This is a genomic window from Aureispira sp. CCB-E, from assembly GCF_031326345.1.
Classification (GTDB): Bacteria; Bacteroidota; Bacteroidia; order Chitinophagales; family Saprospiraceae; genus Aureispira.
This window is the reverse complement of record NZ_CP133671.1, coordinates 7,243,970-7,258,884: the sequence shown is the minus strand read 5'-3', so window position 1 is coordinate 7,258,884 and position 14,915 is coordinate 7,243,970. Positions and strand designations below refer to the sequence as shown.

General features: G+C 36.2%; 15 protein-coding genes. All 15 read right to left on the bottom strand.

The genetic code is table 11. The features are described 5' to 3' along the window. Positions 1–73: 73 nt before the first annotated feature. The 15 genes from QP953_RS28010 to QP953_RS27940 all read right to left on the bottom strand — a co-directional run bounded on the left by QP953_RS28010 (position 74) and on the right by QP953_RS27940 (position 14,566). Positions 74–715: a response regulator transcription factor gene (locus QP953_RS28010; RefSeq protein WP_052596928.1), complete on the bottom strand. Its 642-nt coding sequence runs from the start codon at positions 713–715 to the stop codon at positions 74–76. Next, positions 708–2,726: a tetratricopeptide repeat-containing sensor histidine kinase gene (locus QP953_RS28005; RefSeq protein WP_052596930.1), complete on the bottom strand. Its 2,019-nt coding sequence runs from the start codon at positions 2,724–2,726 to the stop codon at positions 708–710. Before QP953_RS28005 ends, QP953_RS28010 begins: the two co-directional genes overlap by 8 nt. A gap of 113 nt (positions 2,727–2,839) precedes the next feature. Beyond that, the gene (locus tag QP953_RS28000) at positions 2,840–3,160 is read right to left on the bottom strand and encodes a hypothetical protein (RefSeq protein WP_197043844.1); all 321 of its coding nucleotides are present in this window, start codon (positions 3,158–3,160) and stop codon (positions 2,840–2,842) included. Between the two features lie 94 nt (positions 3,161–3,254). Beyond that, positions 3,255–5,522: a tetratricopeptide repeat protein gene (locus QP953_RS27995; protein ID WP_309553589.1), complete on the bottom strand. Its 2,268-nt coding sequence runs from the start codon at positions 5,520–5,522 to the stop codon at positions 3,255–3,257. Between the two features lie 118 nt (positions 5,523–5,640). Then, positions 5,641–6,375 (bottom strand): peptidylprolyl isomerase, encoded by a 735-nt coding sequence (locus tag QP953_RS27990; protein ID WP_052596934.1) that lies wholly within the window; start codon positions 6,373–6,375, stop codon positions 5,641–5,643. 3 nt (positions 6,376–6,378) lie between these two features. After that, a complete protein-coding gene (locus QP953_RS27985; RefSeq protein ID WP_197043845.1) occupies positions 6,379–6,771 on the bottom strand; it encodes a hypothetical protein in 393 nt (130 codons plus the stop codon). A 215-nt stretch (positions 6,772–6,986) separates the two neighbouring features. Continuing rightward, complete coding sequence (locus tag QP953_RS27980; protein WP_309553588.1) at positions 6,987–8,297, bottom strand: lipase family protein; 1,311 nt, start codon at positions 8,295–8,297, stop codon at positions 6,987–6,989. 79 nt (positions 8,298–8,376) lie between these two features. Next, positions 8,377–8,550: a hypothetical protein gene (locus QP953_RS27975; protein ID WP_309553587.1), complete on the bottom strand. Its 174-nt coding sequence runs from the start codon at positions 8,548–8,550 to the stop codon at positions 8,377–8,379. 148 nt (positions 8,551–8,698) lie between these two features. Continuing rightward, a complete protein-coding gene (locus QP953_RS27970; RefSeq protein WP_156039763.1) occupies positions 8,699–8,872 on the bottom strand; it encodes a hypothetical protein in 174 nt (57 codons plus the stop codon). Positions 8,873–8,947: 75 nt separating this feature from the next. Next, entirely contained in the window at positions 8,948–10,885 is a 1,938-nt protein-coding gene (locus QP953_RS27965) for a PatA/PatG family cyanobactin maturation protease (protein ID WP_309553586.1), read from the bottom strand. Positions 10,886–11,059: 174 nt separating this feature from the next. After that, positions 11,060–11,746 carry a response regulator transcription factor gene (locus QP953_RS27960; RefSeq protein WP_052596940.1) on the bottom strand — a complete coding sequence of 229 codons (687 nt, stop codon included), beginning with the start codon at positions 11,744–11,746 and terminating at the stop codon, positions 11,060–11,062. After that, the gene (locus tag QP953_RS27955) at positions 11,743–12,501 is read right to left on the bottom strand and encodes an ATP-binding protein (RefSeq protein ID WP_309553585.1); all 759 of its coding nucleotides are present in this window, start codon (positions 12,499–12,501) and stop codon (positions 11,743–11,745) included. Before QP953_RS27955 ends, QP953_RS27960 begins: the two co-directional genes overlap by 4 nt. Beyond that, positions 12,459–13,136 carry a hypothetical protein gene (locus QP953_RS27950; RefSeq protein WP_052596944.1) on the bottom strand — a complete coding sequence of 226 codons (678 nt, stop codon included), beginning with the start codon at positions 13,134–13,136 and terminating at the stop codon, positions 12,459–12,461. Before QP953_RS27950 ends, QP953_RS27955 begins: the two co-directional genes overlap by 43 nt. After that, positions 13,126–13,803 carry a hypothetical protein gene (locus QP953_RS27945; protein WP_309553584.1) on the bottom strand — a complete coding sequence of 226 codons (678 nt, stop codon included), beginning with the start codon at positions 13,801–13,803 and terminating at the stop codon, positions 13,126–13,128. The genes QP953_RS27950 and QP953_RS27945 overlap by 11 nt, the downstream gene beginning before the upstream one ends. A 64-nt stretch (positions 13,804–13,867) precedes the next feature. Beyond that, positions 13,868–14,566 carry a hypothetical protein gene (locus QP953_RS27940; RefSeq protein ID WP_052596948.1) on the bottom strand — a complete coding sequence of 233 codons (699 nt, stop codon included), beginning with the start codon at positions 14,564–14,566 and terminating at the stop codon, positions 13,868–13,870. Positions 14,567–14,915 lie beyond the last annotated feature (349 nt).

The following is a 14,915-nucleotide window of genomic DNA, read 5'->3' as shown; positions in this document are numbered from 1 at the left end:
ATTCGTTTATTTAGTGAATGATATATTGCAGCCAATATATAAATTATTACAACAGCAACAAAAATAGCAACACTTAATCTAAACTAGTCATACCATGTTTAATGGCATACTTGACCAGTTGAGCATTGTTGCTAATATCCAATTTTTTAAAAATGGTTTGTTTGTGACTTTCTACTGTTCTAGGAGAAATAAATAATTGTTCTCCAATTTGTTTGTATCCGAGTCCTTCACAAAGCAACTGAATGATAGAAACCTCTCGTTCGGATAGTTTTGAGTGTTGATTTTGTTGAGTATTGGCGACATAACCCTTAAAAATGGTTGATAAAATGGAAGAACCAAAGTAATTTTGATTTTTGACAACGGTTTCAATTGCTTCTACCAATTCTTCTTTGGTACAATCCTTAGGTAAAAAGCCCATAGCCCCTTTCTGTACTGCTTGTTGAATGCGTTGTTCTTCTGTTTCGGCAGAAAACATTAAAACAGGAATATCAGCATATTCTTTTCTTAGTTGTTCTAAGACTTCAAGACCGTTCCTGTTAGGCATGATAATATCTAACAAAATTAAGTCGGGTTGTTGTGTTTTGAGGCGTTCAAAAAGTTCCAAAGATCCTGAAAAGTCTGCTAGAACCTGAATATTTGTTCCTAATAATAATGCACGAATTCCATCTCTTAAAATCTCGTGATCGTCAACAATGAAAATAGATATTTTACGCATTTTGAGGTGATTGTTGTAATGAAAAACTAAAAATGGTGCCTTTGCCTAGAGTGCTATTCACTTTGATAGTGCTACTAAGACGTTCGGCTAATTCTTTGCAAAGAAGCAGCCCAATTCCTGTTCCTTTTTGAGGGATATGATGCTCAACTGTTGGTACAGTCTGTTGGAATAAATTACTTTGCTCTATTTCAGACATACCTTTGCCAGTGTCTTTGACCAAAACTTCAATTGTGTTACCAATGGTTTTGGCTTGTACATATACTTTGCCACCTTTGGAAGTAAATTTAATCGCGTTATCAATTAAATTTCTAAGAATAGTTTGGGTTATTTTTAAATCGGCATACACGATACTATTGGGAGGGACTGCGTTAATTAACGCAATTTGTTCTCGATCTGCATTGATCTTAAATAAATTAAAGACATCTGCAACCAGCTGCTCTAAAGCAAAATGCTGTGGGGTATTACTTAATTTCCCGCTTTGATTAATAGCCCATTGCAATAAGTTTTGGATGAGCAAATACAACTCATTGGATGATTTTTCTAATTTTTGAATAAAATATAAAATAGAGCTTTTATCCATAGACTCTAAGTTGCTCGATAGAGATTGAGTGATAGAGCGAAAACCGATTAAAGGATTTTTGAGATCGTGTCCAATAATGGTAAATAATTTATCTTTAGTAGAATTGAGTATTTCTAGTTCTTTATTGGTTTTAGAACGATACCGATACAATGAAATAAGAACACTAATAATTATGACCAGTAAAAAAAGGACACTAAAAATCCACTTTCGTTGAGTTTGGATGCGCTCTAATTCTAAGCTAGAAATAATATTTTGTTGCTTGAGCAATTTGATTTCTTGCTCTTTTTTCTCTGATTCGTACTTTGTTTCCAGCTCAGCAATGAAATTAGCATTTTTCTCTTGTTCGATACTATCGGCGATGGCTTTGTATTGTAGGTAATAAAAAGAGGCCTTTTCGCTGTTATTCATTAGGTTGTAATAGTCAGCATAAATCTGATAAACTCGAAAGGTGTTGATATCAAGTTGATGTTCTCGAATGATTCGCTCCGCTCGTTGAATGTGTTGTAGTGCTTCAGGAAATTGATGAGCTTTTAAGTGCATTTCTGCAATGTCAAGTAAAATTTCGCCAATTAATTGAGGGTTACCTTGTATCATCCTCAATTCAAGTGCTTTGTTATAATACGCTATAGAACGCTCATAGTCATCCTGCCAATACGCTAGTTGCCCGATAGAAACATAGTTATTGATAATGCCCACAGAATCTTTTAGTTTTAAATTAAGCTCCAAGGCTTGTTGATAATACTGCCTTGCTTGTTGGTAGTTCTTTATTTGCCTATAAACGAGTCCTATATTAGATAAACTCTTACTAATTCCTGATTGATTATTAATTTTTCGTTTTAAGGCTAAAGATTTTTTGTAATACTCTAGTGCTTTATCGTGCTTCTCAAACTTCATATAAACAATTCCTATGTTATTATAAGTAGAATGAATAGAAGGCGAGTTGAGTTGTTCTTTAATTTTTAGAGCTTTAAAATAATATGTCAGAGCAGTGGGGTAGTCTTTTAACTGATTATAAGCAAACCCCATATCATTATAAAGCCAAGCAAATATTTCTTCTTTTAGTTCTTCTTGTTTTGTTTTAGCCCATTCTAGAGTTTTCAAGCCATAGACAACAGCACTATCAGGTTGTCGAAGGTAAATGAAAGCATCAACGACTTTAGTTGAAAAAACAAAAAGCGTGTGGTCGAAATTATTTTTTTTAGCTAGTTTGCAAATAAATTTTCTATAAAATAAAACTTCTTCTGGATGAAAACGTCCCAATTCGGCACAGATAGCGTCCAATAACTCTATTTTTAAAGAATCACTTGGCGTGTCTAATATATATTGAGGAATCTTAAACGTTGAATTGTTTTGTGCAGCAGTTGTGGAGAAAAACAATGTTGTTAAAAAAAAACAATAAAGGACTGTTTTAATGGGAGCAAAAGTTTTCATTTTGAATCAATTAAGAAAAGAAGGAATAAGATACAAAATATAGAAATTTTTATAAAAAAAAGGTCAACCTCATGTTAGAAGTTGACCTTTTATGATTAGAACTTAAGATAAGTTTACCTAGTTTGTTCATTATTTTTTTTGCGAGCAATATTAGCACTAGCACGATTTTGTTTGTGTTTAATAACCGCTTTTTCTTTTCTAGTCACAACACCATCTGCTTTAGCTGCTCTTTTAGTTCGATTAATATCACGCTGTTGCTGTTTTAATTTTTTTGCTTCGGCAGGAGTTAATTCTCCAGAGCGAACACCGTCATTAATTCTGGCATTTTGTTTTACCTGTTTGGTAACAACTTCCTTTTGGGTTGTTTGAGCATTAGCGTTGAAGCCTAATCCGAATAAAGCAATCAGTACAAATAACAAATTTTGAATCTTCATGATCGTTACAATTTTTAATGTTTGGAGAATTTTGTTGATAACATTAAGACTTCAGTACTTATCAAAGGTTTAATTCAAAGGAAAAAAATTTACTTTATTGCTGCTTAGTTGGATCGTATTCTGGGTCAATTTTCTTCCATCGTTGGTGATATTCCTCTACTTTCTCTGGTTGATTTAATTGGCGATAAGCAATTTCTAAATTGTAAAGAATAGGAACTGCATTGGGTGTTATCTCTAACGCTTTCTCTAGGTTTTTGATAGCTGTATAGTGAGAATTGGTTGCTTCTTGGAGGCGACCTGCTTGTTGCAATTGCATGCCCTTTATACCATAAGCAATCCCCAACAAACGGAAGCTTTCAAAGTCTTTATTTGAATAAGTCAAAGACTTTTCAATCGAAGCAATCGAAGCATCTATTTGCCCTAAATGTTGCCCCAATAAATTACCACGATCTCTATAAACAACGCCTAAGTTGCGGTGAACATCTGGGTGGTCTGGGCGCAAGCGAAGTACTTCGTTATAAGCCTGTATACCCGCATCATAGTACTTCAATGCTTCTTCGAAAAGACTTCGTTTGGTTTGAGGATTGGTATTATTGGCACCTTCTTGTTTTTTTACGCCACCTAACATCACATTAGCATTACCACGCAACAACCAAGCATTGTTATAGGTAGGGTGCAGTTGTGTCGCTGTAATTGAATGTCCCAATGCTTTTTCAATCAGCATTTTACGCTCTATAGAGTTATTGGAGCGATTGGCTTTATCTTGTAGCACACCCGAAACGGCATTGTTTAATTTTGCACTATGAGGAGAGTGTACAATATCTGTGGTAAATAATGTATAGTCATCATACCAAGCAAGGTTTCGAGTACATGTTTTGATAGAATATAGAACGACTAGAACTCCTAATACAGCTGTTGGAATTCTCAAGGCATCCACCCAACTTTTACCTCGGTTTGAAGCTCGTTGAACTAGTTCGTATAATCCCATGGCACAGAGCGTACTAAAGCCAACTGAAGGTAGGAACATGAAGCGTTCGGCCATATTGGTTCCAATCGGAAAAATTAAATTTGAAACAACTGAGAAAGTTGCCAAATAAAATAGAATAAAGAACGCATATGCTTTTCGTTTGAGGGTACCCAAGATTAATAAAATACCTAAAATAAAATGCAGCAATACAGAAAGTAAGACCTCAGGCATTGAAAAGGTCGGAATAACATCCATATTGGTACGAATATGCTTTGGGTAATAATCATTTGTCAGTGGATCTGGATAAATGAGTAGTTTGATGTACTTGCCCCAAGTGTACAATACTGTTGCCAAACGCTCTTCGTTAGTATAAGAAACGTAGCGGTTGTTTTCAATTTTTAGGAACGGATCATTCATTAATTCGGTTGCAGGGGCGTTGTTCGTACTCACAACAGAGGCGGCATCTCCTAAAATTGGACCTCGGATTCCAAACCAAAAAATACCAACAATAACAATATAAGGAACTGTTTTTATTAGGATTTCTGGAAGTTCTTTCTTGGTAAAGAAGTAAAGCGCAGCAGGAATAATAGCTAGGAAGGTAACCGCATTTTCTTTTGAAAAAATCGCAAAAATGAAAGCCAAAATAGCACCAACTTCATAGAAAAGTGCTTTGTTTTGTTCTACTACAGCAGCTTTTAAGACCCAATAGACAGCCAATACAGAGCCTAACAAAACCATAATTTCATCTCGACCTTTGATGTTGGCAACTGCTTCAGTATGAATTGGGTGTGTTGCATAAAGTAAGGCACCTGCTAAGGCTATAAAATAACCTTTTAAATTATTTTGAGTCCTTTTAGGATTAAACATTTGCAACAACATCAAGTAAATAACTACACAAAGCCAAGCATACAACAGCATATTGACAAAATGACTAATCCACGGTTTGCCCCGATAGTTTTTATCTCCATCTTTGTCCAAAGCAGGTTGCCCGTCTGAGCTTGTTACCACCTCACCGAACAGTTGCAATTCAATAGCAAACGTTGCTAGAGAAAGAGGACGATAACGACCACCTGCAACTAAGTTTCGCTTGCTCCCAAAAAAACCTGTAAATGTATCTTCAGTCCAAATACCATGCATTCCCTTAAATCCCTTTTTGGTAAATTCGTTGCGGAGAATAACAATGCTATCATCAACAGCATACTGATGCCCTAGCGTGTTGGCATACAAAGCTGCACTTAGAAAGAAGACAAGAATCAAATGCATTTTATGATTGACCCAAAAAGAATTTTTTACTTGTAATTCTTGGGAGGGGTTAGAATTTTTGTCTTTTTGAGTGCTAGCTTTAGAAGTAGAGGGCGTAGCTTTTTTAGATGGTGATTTTTTTTTCTTACTCATAACTTGCTTTTGGTAAAGTGGCACGAAGTACTAAAATTAAGAATTCAAAAGAAATAAGTACAGCTAGAAGAGCTTTATTTCTTTTGAGTTCTTAAATAAATGGTAAAATGAAAGTTCTTTACGATGCTGTTGAAGGAGCATCAATGACTTTTACAACCATGCGAATATCTTCTACTGGACGATCAGGCCAAGTTGGTTCAATAGAGCGATAGGTTTTGGCAGATACGATTTTTTCTAAGACAGGCATACCTTTTATCACTTGCCCAAATATCGTATACATATTATCGTATTGCGGTGTACCACCATACATTTCGTAAAGCTCGATTTGTTCGGGCGTGTAATCGACTTTTGTTTTTAATGATAACTCCTTTACTTGATATTGTTTAAGAGGTTGCCCATGAATAATCATAAACTGGGAGCCATTAGAAGACTTATCGGGGTGGTGCCCAATGCCTTTATGAAAACCACACAAAGCACCTTGGCGCATGATAAATTTGGTCGATATTTCAGCAGGGATACGATGCTCAGCGTTCCCCATGCCAAGATACTGTTCTGGTGGGACAGAATCTCTAGAGTCGGGGTCCCCTCCTTGAATCATAAAATTGGGTTGTACTCGATGAAACAGTAGCCCATCGTAAAAACCTTCTCGAGCTAGTTTTAAGAAATTATCTCGGTGCTTGGGGGTTTCATTAAATAATTCAATAATCATCTCCCCATATTGTGTTGTAATGGAGACTTTGGGTCTAGGAAGTGTGGCAATAGTATCTTCTTCTTCTGTGGAGTCAGCAGTAGGAGAACCACAGGCACTTATCAAAAGACCGATTAATAGCAATAAATAAACTTGTTTGTGCATGGATTAACTGTTCTTTACGTGTTCGATATATTCGGCAATTTTTCTTCTTAACAAAACTTCTTGTTGAGCACGTCCAGCAGGTGGAATCGCCATTTGTTTCCAATGAGGCCAACCATCTTCGTCATAGCCTTCTAGTTCGTAATAACCATCATAACTCAACAATCGGCAGACAGCAATATGCATCAAGTCCTGTCTCTCTTCTTTAGTGAATTCGTCTCGAATTTGCCCAAGCTCTTGCAAACCAATTGCAAATAAAATGCCTTGTAAGTCAGGTAGTTTGTTTAATCCTAACATAGTTTTGATCTCAAATCTTGTGTTGAGCCATATTGCATCTCCTTCTTGACTGTCATCATAAAGTTCGTCTTCGATAATATCTATACCGTCAAATTTTGCCATAGTATGTTATTTAAATTCATTCGTTATCAAGGTTTATTGATTGAAGAGAATCTGTCTCTGAATTATTATCAATAACGAAAATAATCACAAAGATATGTCTATGAGAGGAGTTTTTTATGCATACAATCAGAATAATTTAGAGCTAGGATATAAAAAAAGGTAACAACCGTCTATTTACTTGTTGTTACCTAAGGGGAAAATAAGCCAGCCCAAAATTATTCAGAATCGTTTGGAGCTTTGTTTTGCTGATAAGCGAGCACTAAGTCAGCTACTTCTATCTCATTCAGATCTACTTTGAGGGTATCTTTGATGGCAAGTTCGTCAGGAGTTAAAACTGTACTGTCTTTTGGTTTGTTGTTATTAATAATATTTTTATAAGCTGTCATAAAATTGACAATGTCTAATAAGGGGTAATAGGCTGTTGTGTGTTGTGTGGCAGCCTGAGCTACAAAACGAGTGAATTGACTAATCACTGGTAAGTAGGCATCTTTTAGATTTTTTGGTAAGTTCAAAGCACTGACAAAGGCAATGGCTGCAATAGCTTTTAAATCGACTGAATTGTCAAATGTTCCTTGCAAAGGAGTCGAAGGTTGAATTTGCTGATAGGGATTTTTGTGGGGAACAACCACAATTTTGTCTGCCATAGCGATAAAAGAAGCAAGTGTCACAAGGCTGCCTAAAATAGATTGATTGGGTGTATCCGCACTAGAAGGTTTTATATGTTGCTCATAAAAAGTTGGAATTTGAGCTAGGTCACTTCTTTGCCATGCGTGTGGAACAACATCAATCGTGTTGTATTTGCTATGATAAGCGATTTTATTGGCTTTGATTTGTTTTTGATAATAGGTGGCAAAGTCCTTGTCGCCAGGAGTCGGACCAGCAGTTGGATAAGTGGAGAGCTGTGCCTTATTGGAAGGGTCCCAAGTTGCTTTTTTGTCTGATAGGTAAAGAGCTAATGTTGGGGCTAGGGCACCTCCTAGGCTATGCCCCGTAACAGCTATTTCTATACCCGTTGGAATCGTATTACTTGCAATATACGAGCGCAAACTTTCTAGGAGCGTATTGCCCGTATCATCTTTCATACTCAATAAAATTTGTAAACCAATACTGGTGCCTTTGGCAATGTGCCCAGAGTAGGAAACACCAGTGATGGATTCCCATTCTACCAAACTATTGACTGAGAAGTCTTGAACCAACCAACCATAGGTCGAGATAGAATTGGTACCAGCAATAGAAATTACCAACAGTTGCTCTGATGGATTGTAGTAGGCACCCATTGTATTGTCTGCATGAACAGAGTTGGAGGTAGGATTTTGAGCATAAACAACAGGTCCCCAAACGGAATTCCATGTTCCAATGAGTGTCGTTGTTTGGGCAAGAACATCTTTGGATACTTTGGTTACATAGGACTGCATAGCAGCCATACCACTTTTACAATCACTTTGCGGCCAAGATAGCCCAAAGGCAGAATTGGTCGAAAAAGAAAGGCTATAAATTTGTTGTTCTCTAGAATAAGTAGGAGTCATAATAGAAGCTTTATTAGAGGTTCATTGAAAATAAGCACAAAAACAACTAGTTGTTTTTGTGCTCTAAGGGCATGTTAGACTAGCAGACAGTTTTGTCACAAGCTAATTCACAAAGTTGTCTGGCACCAATAGGTAAAACTTGACAAGCTGTTTTGCAAAGAGTACAGGCAATTCCTGAAGTAGTGATTCCTTTTGAAGAAGTGTTGTAATTGGTTTTAATGCCAATAGGCATAGATTGCATTGGAGTTTTCATAATACGTTGGTTTTTGTAGACCACTATTTTTTGTCATTAGACCTGTATTGTTATAGCGTTAGCAGTCTATGAAGGATTTTTAGTGGACTATTAATTAGAATAAAAGCACAAAAACTAGATTGAAAGCTTTTGTGCTCAGAAAATAATTCTAGCAGACAGTTTTATCACAGGCTAGTAGACAAAGTGTTTTTGCGACACCAGATAACTGGTTACAAGCTAACTTACAAAGTGTGCAAGGAAGACCAGATTCGTTAACACCAGTTGCTTTAGCATTGTAATTAAGCTGATTGCCAATAGGCATGGATTGCATTGGAATTCTCATGATTAAAAGAATTTAAAAGTGAATAATAAATTAATAAAGTTTTAATATTTATTGATAGCTCTATTGATTGGAGGCTTAGTAGGTAGACCAAGAGCGAACTTCACCAATAGATACAGGGATCGCATAACTGACATCAATTGTAAATCGGAAGACCAATTTTGCTTTATCTGTATCAGAAGGCGTAAAGAAGGTTAATTTGACATCCCAACAATCTGAGTTTGGCTCGCAAATAGGACTACGAGCTACATCAATAGAAAGCAATTCCATCCCTTCTTTGGCTGTAGACGAAAAGACTTGTTCTGCTTGCCAAGCATTGGTTGCTGCGAAGTTGATGGCACGTTCTTCTGGGGTTCTGCCTGTGTTTCTCAATTCATAATAGATACGATCTAGGAAGTTTCCTAAAGCTCCAGCACTTAGTTCTTCGGATGCAATGTCTGTAGTTTTCCAACCATACATTTGATGACCTACAGGAACTAAAACAGGAACTGATAATCCATTCATCAAGGTAACTGACCCCGCTATGATTCCAGGAATAGATATGCGGTGGATTTTGCCATCGTGTAAATCGTCTAGTGCTTCACGAAGCTGTTCGTACGTTTCTCGAACATATCCTCCAACAGGATGAACCGCATAGATTGGTGTTTCGTCCAATTTGACAATCCAAAGCAGATCTTCTGATTTTTCTGGATTTTTTTTCAAAAAAGAAATAACATCTTTGGCGTTGTTGATGCTTTTTCTGTCTCCCATTGCTTGGTCAAATGCATTTTGTCTAGAGGTGCTCTGGAAGGTGTAACTCAAGGTTCCTATGGTATAAACATTTTCAATGGCTTTGCTTTTTCCACTGTTACATCCACACGATTTGTTTTCGCCACAAGATGGTGTGATACCTTGATTGGTAGAAACTGTTTCTGGAGCTGTTGGTTGTTGGTCTAGAGAAGTTGGGATATTAGCAGATAAATTGACTTCTGCTACTTCGATGCCTTGATTGTTTTCTAACATGATTTCTTTTGTTTGATTTGAATTAATAAAATGGTTGGAAGTTGATGATTTTAGATTATTAATCTGACTAGGCGATAGTTGATCTCCTAGAATTACTTGGAGGGCTGCTGCAATATTGATGGTACCAACAAGCGTTTTTTCGCAGTTGTCTTGTTGGTTAGCATCGCATTTAGTAGCCGATTGTAGTAGTAGATGAAAAATGTCTTGTGCTGTGTGAGATAGATTTTGTTGTCGTGAAAGACTGAGAAGCAGCGCAACGATACCCGATGCAATAGGAGTGGCATAACTGGTACCTGATTTGTGACTAAATTTATTCTCAAAAATCGCAACAGGGATATTGTTACCTGGAAAAAGCAATCCATTTCTTTGATAGGCTTTGCCCCAATTGCTAAAATCAGAGGGCTGTTGGTTGTGATCCATTGCGCCTACTGCTAAGACAGAAGGTTCTGCCGCTGGCAGATGCAAACACTCACAACCATCATTGCCTGCTGCTGCAACAACTAATATGCCTTTGTCTTGGCATTTTTTTAGGACTTTGGATAGCAATAAATCCGCTACGCTGGAATTAGAGAACTGCCCTCCACTGATATTGATAATTTCTGCTCCTTCTGCTATGGCAAGCTCTATACATTGCGCTAGCTTCATCTGGGAGGTAGGCTGCAACTGTTGGTCTTTTTCGGCATATATGCTAATGCCAATTCCTCGGCATAGAGGAGCAATACCTTGTAATTCCACATCTTGGCTAAAAATAATACTGGCAACACTTGTGCCATGTTCTGAGAGCAACTGATCGCTAGAATCAGCTGTATTGATTATGGATAGATTAGAACTGGCAAAACAAGCATGTTGTTGATCTATTGCACTGTCTAAGACTGCAATACAAATGGAAGGATCTCCCTTGGTTTGGTTCCACAAACGATCAAGATCAGGGAGTAAGTCATTAAGGGAACTAGTTTTGGGTGTCGCTAGACCTGAGTTGGGAATACTCGAAGTCGAGGTGGAATCGCTCTTCATAATGGATGGTTATTTAACTGGGATAAATGAACAATCCAAAGATGCAAACTTTTGTTATGGGAGAACAGAGTAAAAATACCTGTTCTAAAAAAGTAGGTATTTTTACAACTTTTTAATATTTATTTTGTTTTAATGTATTTTTCAGAGAGAGGACAAAAAGTAGATGAGATGTTGTTACAACACATTGAGAGAATTGATATCAACGATTTTTTCTTTAATAGCATAAATAATCAGTCCTGCTGTATTTTTAACCCCTACTTTAGATAACAAGTTGTTCTTATGCCCCTCAACGGTTCGTTTGGTAATAAAAAGTTTGTCAGCAATTTCTTGAGCTGTTTTTTGGTGGCAAATCAATTCCAAAATTTCTTTTTCTCTGTTAGTTAGCGTTGTTTGCAGTGTCAGTTTTGGTCTAGGGGCTTTGGGAGCAATTTGAGTACGCATTACTTCGATTTGCTCAGGTAAGAAATAAAAGCCTTTTTGATGAACTGTCTTTACAATTTCCAAAAGTTGTTGTGGCAAAATTCCCTTAGGCAAAAAAGCACTAACACCTGTTTTTAGCATATAGCCCATAAAGGACTTTTGGTAGTGAGAAGAAATGACGATAACATGAATATTGGGGTAGTTGTCTTTTAGTATGGTAGCAACTTCAATACCATCCATATCTTTCATCTTTAAATCAAGTAGAACAATATCAATAGGAGTCGTTTGTGTGGCTAATTGCTGCAAAAAGTCTTTGCCCCCAAAAGCAGAAAGTGCTACAGTGGTTGCTTGTTGTTGAGAAAAAAAGCCTTCTAATAGTTTTACGATTAGTTGTTCATCATCGACAATTGCTAATTGAATAGTGGTAGATTCTAAATTCATATATGGTGTTTTTTGAAAAATAAAAAAGAACTCCCTTGCTGAGGCTTAGAGTTAAATCGGAATACTCCTTTCAAGCTTTGACTTCTAAGTGTGATATTTTTTAAACCGAGACCTTGTGTGTTCTGATTGATATCAAACCCAATTCCATTATCTATAATTTTTAGCCCAACAAAATATTTTCCTTGATGCAAATGAATGTTTAAGGTAGTCGATTGGGCATGTTTTAGAATATTATTAATAACCTCTTGAGCAATTCTAAAAATTTGCAATTTAGTAGGATTAGACAAGTCTTTTTCTATTGTACACGAGTAGGATAAATTGATTTTAAGATGTTCTTGTATGGGATCTAGAAAGCCCTCTAATAGCTCATACAAATTGCTTTGCTCCAATAGGGGCGGACTTAGGTCGTGTGAAATGCGTCTTGCTAAAATAATACTATCTTGCAACATAGTGCTAAGATCGTCTAAGTTGGGCGTAGTATGTAGGCTTAATAAAGAAATATTAAGTTTAGAAATCAAATCGTCGTGCAGGTCGGCAGCAATTCGATTGCGTTCTCGTTCTTGCACCAGAATGCTATCTTCCAACAACTGCTGTTGATGGGCAACAATGGTTTTTTGTAGTTTCTGTTGTTCTCTTAATATCCGAACGAAATAGAGCCTAGTGAAATAGACAAATGTTCCAATTAGGGCTATGACGAAAGCGAATACAATACTCAACCATAGGGCGAAGTTTTCTGGGTTTTGCCATGCTGCCATATCATATAGGTCAAAAATGAATAAAGTAATAGTGCACTTAATGCATTCAGCATCCAAAAAGGGGTGACTAAATACAAGGATTCATTGACTAAAAAATTAATTGATAAAAATATAATGCTATTGATAGAAAAATATCCAATAAACATAGAATTGAGCAACAATCGTTCTTTATCAATAGGTGTTTTTTCCTTTAATATAGTCCAATAATATCTTAAGCAAAGTAGTATAATGGCAATGTCTGCAACAACTTTACTAAAAGCATAAAATGTTTCTGCATTAAATAGGTCGCACAAGAACAGAATATCTAAAATAATGAGCCCATGTGCCAATAATAACAAATTTCTTAAAGTGCTCTTTTCTTCTTCGAAAAAGAAACAGAGGTATATCGTTGAGAATATGGCTAATTCGGCAAAGCTATAAACTGGCAATAAAAATAAATTATAGCCTGTACTACTCATAAAATAGGTCGTTAGTAGTTCGACTAAAATACTTAAGCCAATATAACTCCCTATTAATTTGTATAAGTGAGATAGTTGCTTGAGATAATAACAAACGGTAACCCCAGCAATGAACATCGAAAGTTCTGTTACGGTTAATAAAGCGTTGAAAAAATGGAGCATATTATCATAAAGCATACTTTATAAGTTGAAAATTGGATGGAAAGGAAAAAGGAGGAGCAGGTCTGAGAAAATCCATTGATCGATTCCAGGTAACTCCATTAGAATTATAACCCCAAAGGATTAGATCAATTGCAAATGCATTGGGTGTTTCTTGTTCTTTTAGAGCAGGAGAAAGAATGATATAATCTGCGAATTCTTCTTCAAATAATACGGATAGATCACTAAAGGGAATTTCAAACACTTGGACTAAGTCGTTTTGTTTCTCAATCCATAAATCTTTGTGCAAAGCCCATTGAATTGAACGGGTTAACCCTTCAAGAGGGGTGATGATAGGAGAACTATCTATTAAATTCATACTTGGGTCTGGAATGATCGCAGCTCGATAAGGATTGTGTTTCAGGTTGGTTTCAAAGGCTTCCCAGTTTGTTTCGACAGGAGTTTTGTCGGTAATGCTGTCCACAGAAAACATACTTAAAGAAAAGTGGGCTTTTGTAGGAGGTTGCACCAATCCCAAATAAGCGTGTATATAACTGGGTTTACGTGATTTCCAAGTTGTATAATCTTCTTTAAAAAGTTGAAAATAAGCTCCTTGGTTGAAATAATTAATAACGGCAGTAGGGGTTTTTCTGACTTCATTCCAAATTCGAATAGCTTGACTTGCCTTGGATATTATTGAGCTCATAATGTATTGTTTTGGGTGTAAATGTGATGTTTAAATAATGCAGTTATTCCTCTAGTGATAAAAACTACTTAGAACTTAAGGCATAATCAAGTAGCTGGAAATTTGAGGGAGTATCATAAGGGGGATTGGCACGAACCCCATCAACAGGATAGTTGGCTAACATACCTTCTAAAGTATGTCCCCAAAGTATTAGATGGAGCTCAAAATCATTCTCACCAACTTCATTCAATGCCGGTAAAAGAACAATGTTGGTAACATTTTCATTTGCAAAGAGGTGACTTAAGTTTTCAAAGGGAATAATAAAAACTTGAACAAAATCTTTCTGTCGAAGCAACCAATGGTCTTTGTGTAGAATCCATTTTTTGGAATCTTTTAACGCTGTTAAAGTATCTATCTGTGGCTTTACAGGGTCAGGAGGATCTTTCTCAAATATAAAATGAGCATTGGGAAGGACCGATCGTTGGTAAATGCTTTGTTTAATATTAGTGTTGAATTCAACTAGATGATTGGGAACAGGCTTTGAATCGGTGATATTATCCACACAATATAATGCAAGCGAAAAATTGGTTTGCCCAATTGCTTGAGTTAGTCCCATGTAAGCATGTAAGCTACTAGGTGCGTTTAAATTCCATTGATTAAAATTATCTCTAGATATTTGAAAGTAAGCTCCTTGATTAAAGTAATTTCGAGTGGCGGCACCATCGTTACGAACTTCGTTCCAAGTTTGTAGGGAAAGAACGGCCGTTTCTAAAATAGTGGACATTGGTATATACTTTTTGAGGTTAAAAAAAGGGTGTTTGGTTTGTTATAATATTAATGGGAGTATTTTATGTTACTAGTTTGCTGATTTTTTATTAAAAAGATAAAAAATATATATATTTATATTAGCTTGATAATTGAAGCTTTGCTTTTAGTTAGCTGCGTTGCTACTGCGTGGTTTCAATGAACTATAATTATATGTCGATAGGCAACGTCTCAAAAAGAGCTATTTGTTAAGCTATTTTTGCTGAAATATAGATGTCAATACTTCGTAGAATCAGGACAAAAAACAACTGTAAAAGAGCAATATAGTAAAAAAAAATATAGAAGCCCTTGTTACTTATTTAAAAAAA

What these genes read in the sequence shown, in the direction of transcription:
- QP953_RS27990 (WP_052596934.1), bottom strand. Translation starts at nt 6,375, where the DNA reads ATGCACAAACAAGTTTATTTATTGCTATTAATCGGTCTTTTGATAAGT.
- QP953_RS27985 (WP_197043845.1), bottom strand. Translation starts at nt 6,771, where the DNA reads ATGGCAAAATTTGACGGTATAGATATTATCGAAGACGAACTTTATGAT.
- QP953_RS27995 (WP_309553589.1), bottom strand. Translation starts at nt 5,522, where the DNA reads ATGAGTAAGAAAAAAAAATCACCATCTAAAAAAGCTACGCCCTCTACT.
- QP953_RS27980 (WP_309553588.1), bottom strand. Translation starts at nt 8,297, where the DNA reads ATGACTCCTACTTATTCTAGAGAACAACAAATTTATAGCCTTTCTTTT.
- QP953_RS27975 (WP_309553587.1), bottom strand. Translation starts at nt 8,550, where the DNA reads ATGAAAACTCCAATGCAATCTATGCCTATTGGCATTAAAACCAATTAC.
- QP953_RS27940 (WP_052596948.1), bottom strand. Translation starts at nt 14,566, where the DNA reads ATGTCCACTATTTTAGAAACGGCCGTTCTTTCCCTACAAACTTGGAAC.
- QP953_RS27960 (WP_052596940.1), bottom strand. Translation starts at nt 11,746, where the DNA reads ATGAATTTAGAATCTACCACTATTCAATTAGCAATTGTCGATGATGAA.
- QP953_RS28005 (WP_052596930.1), bottom strand. Translation starts at nt 2,726, where the DNA reads ATGAAAACTTTTGCTCCCATTAAAACAGTCCTTTATTGTTTTTTTTTA.
- QP953_RS28010 (WP_052596928.1), bottom strand. Translation starts at nt 715, where the DNA reads ATGCGTAAAATATCTATTTTCATTGTTGACGATCACGAGATTTTAAGA.
- QP953_RS27955 (WP_309553585.1), bottom strand. Translation starts at nt 12,501, where the DNA reads ATGGCAGCATGGCAAAACCCAGAAAACTTCGCCCTATGGTTGAGTATT.
- QP953_RS27970 (WP_156039763.1), bottom strand. Translation starts at nt 8,872, where the DNA reads ATGAGAATTCCAATGCAATCCATGCCTATTGGCAATCAGCTTAATTAC.
- QP953_RS27950 (WP_052596944.1), bottom strand. Translation starts at nt 13,136, where the DNA reads ATGCTTTATGATAATATGCTCCATTTTTTCAACGCTTTATTAACCGTA.
- QP953_RS27965 (WP_309553586.1), bottom strand. Translation starts at nt 10,885, where the DNA reads ATGAAGAGCGATTCCACCTCGACTTCGAGTATTCCCAACTCAGGTCTA.
- QP953_RS27945 (WP_309553584.1), bottom strand. Translation starts at nt 13,803, where the DNA reads ATGAGCTCAATAATATCCAAGGCAAGTCAAGCTATTCGAATTTGGAAT.
- QP953_RS28000 (WP_197043844.1), bottom strand. Translation starts at nt 3,160, where the DNA reads ATGAAGATTCAAAATTTGTTATTTGTACTGATTGCTTTATTCGGATTA.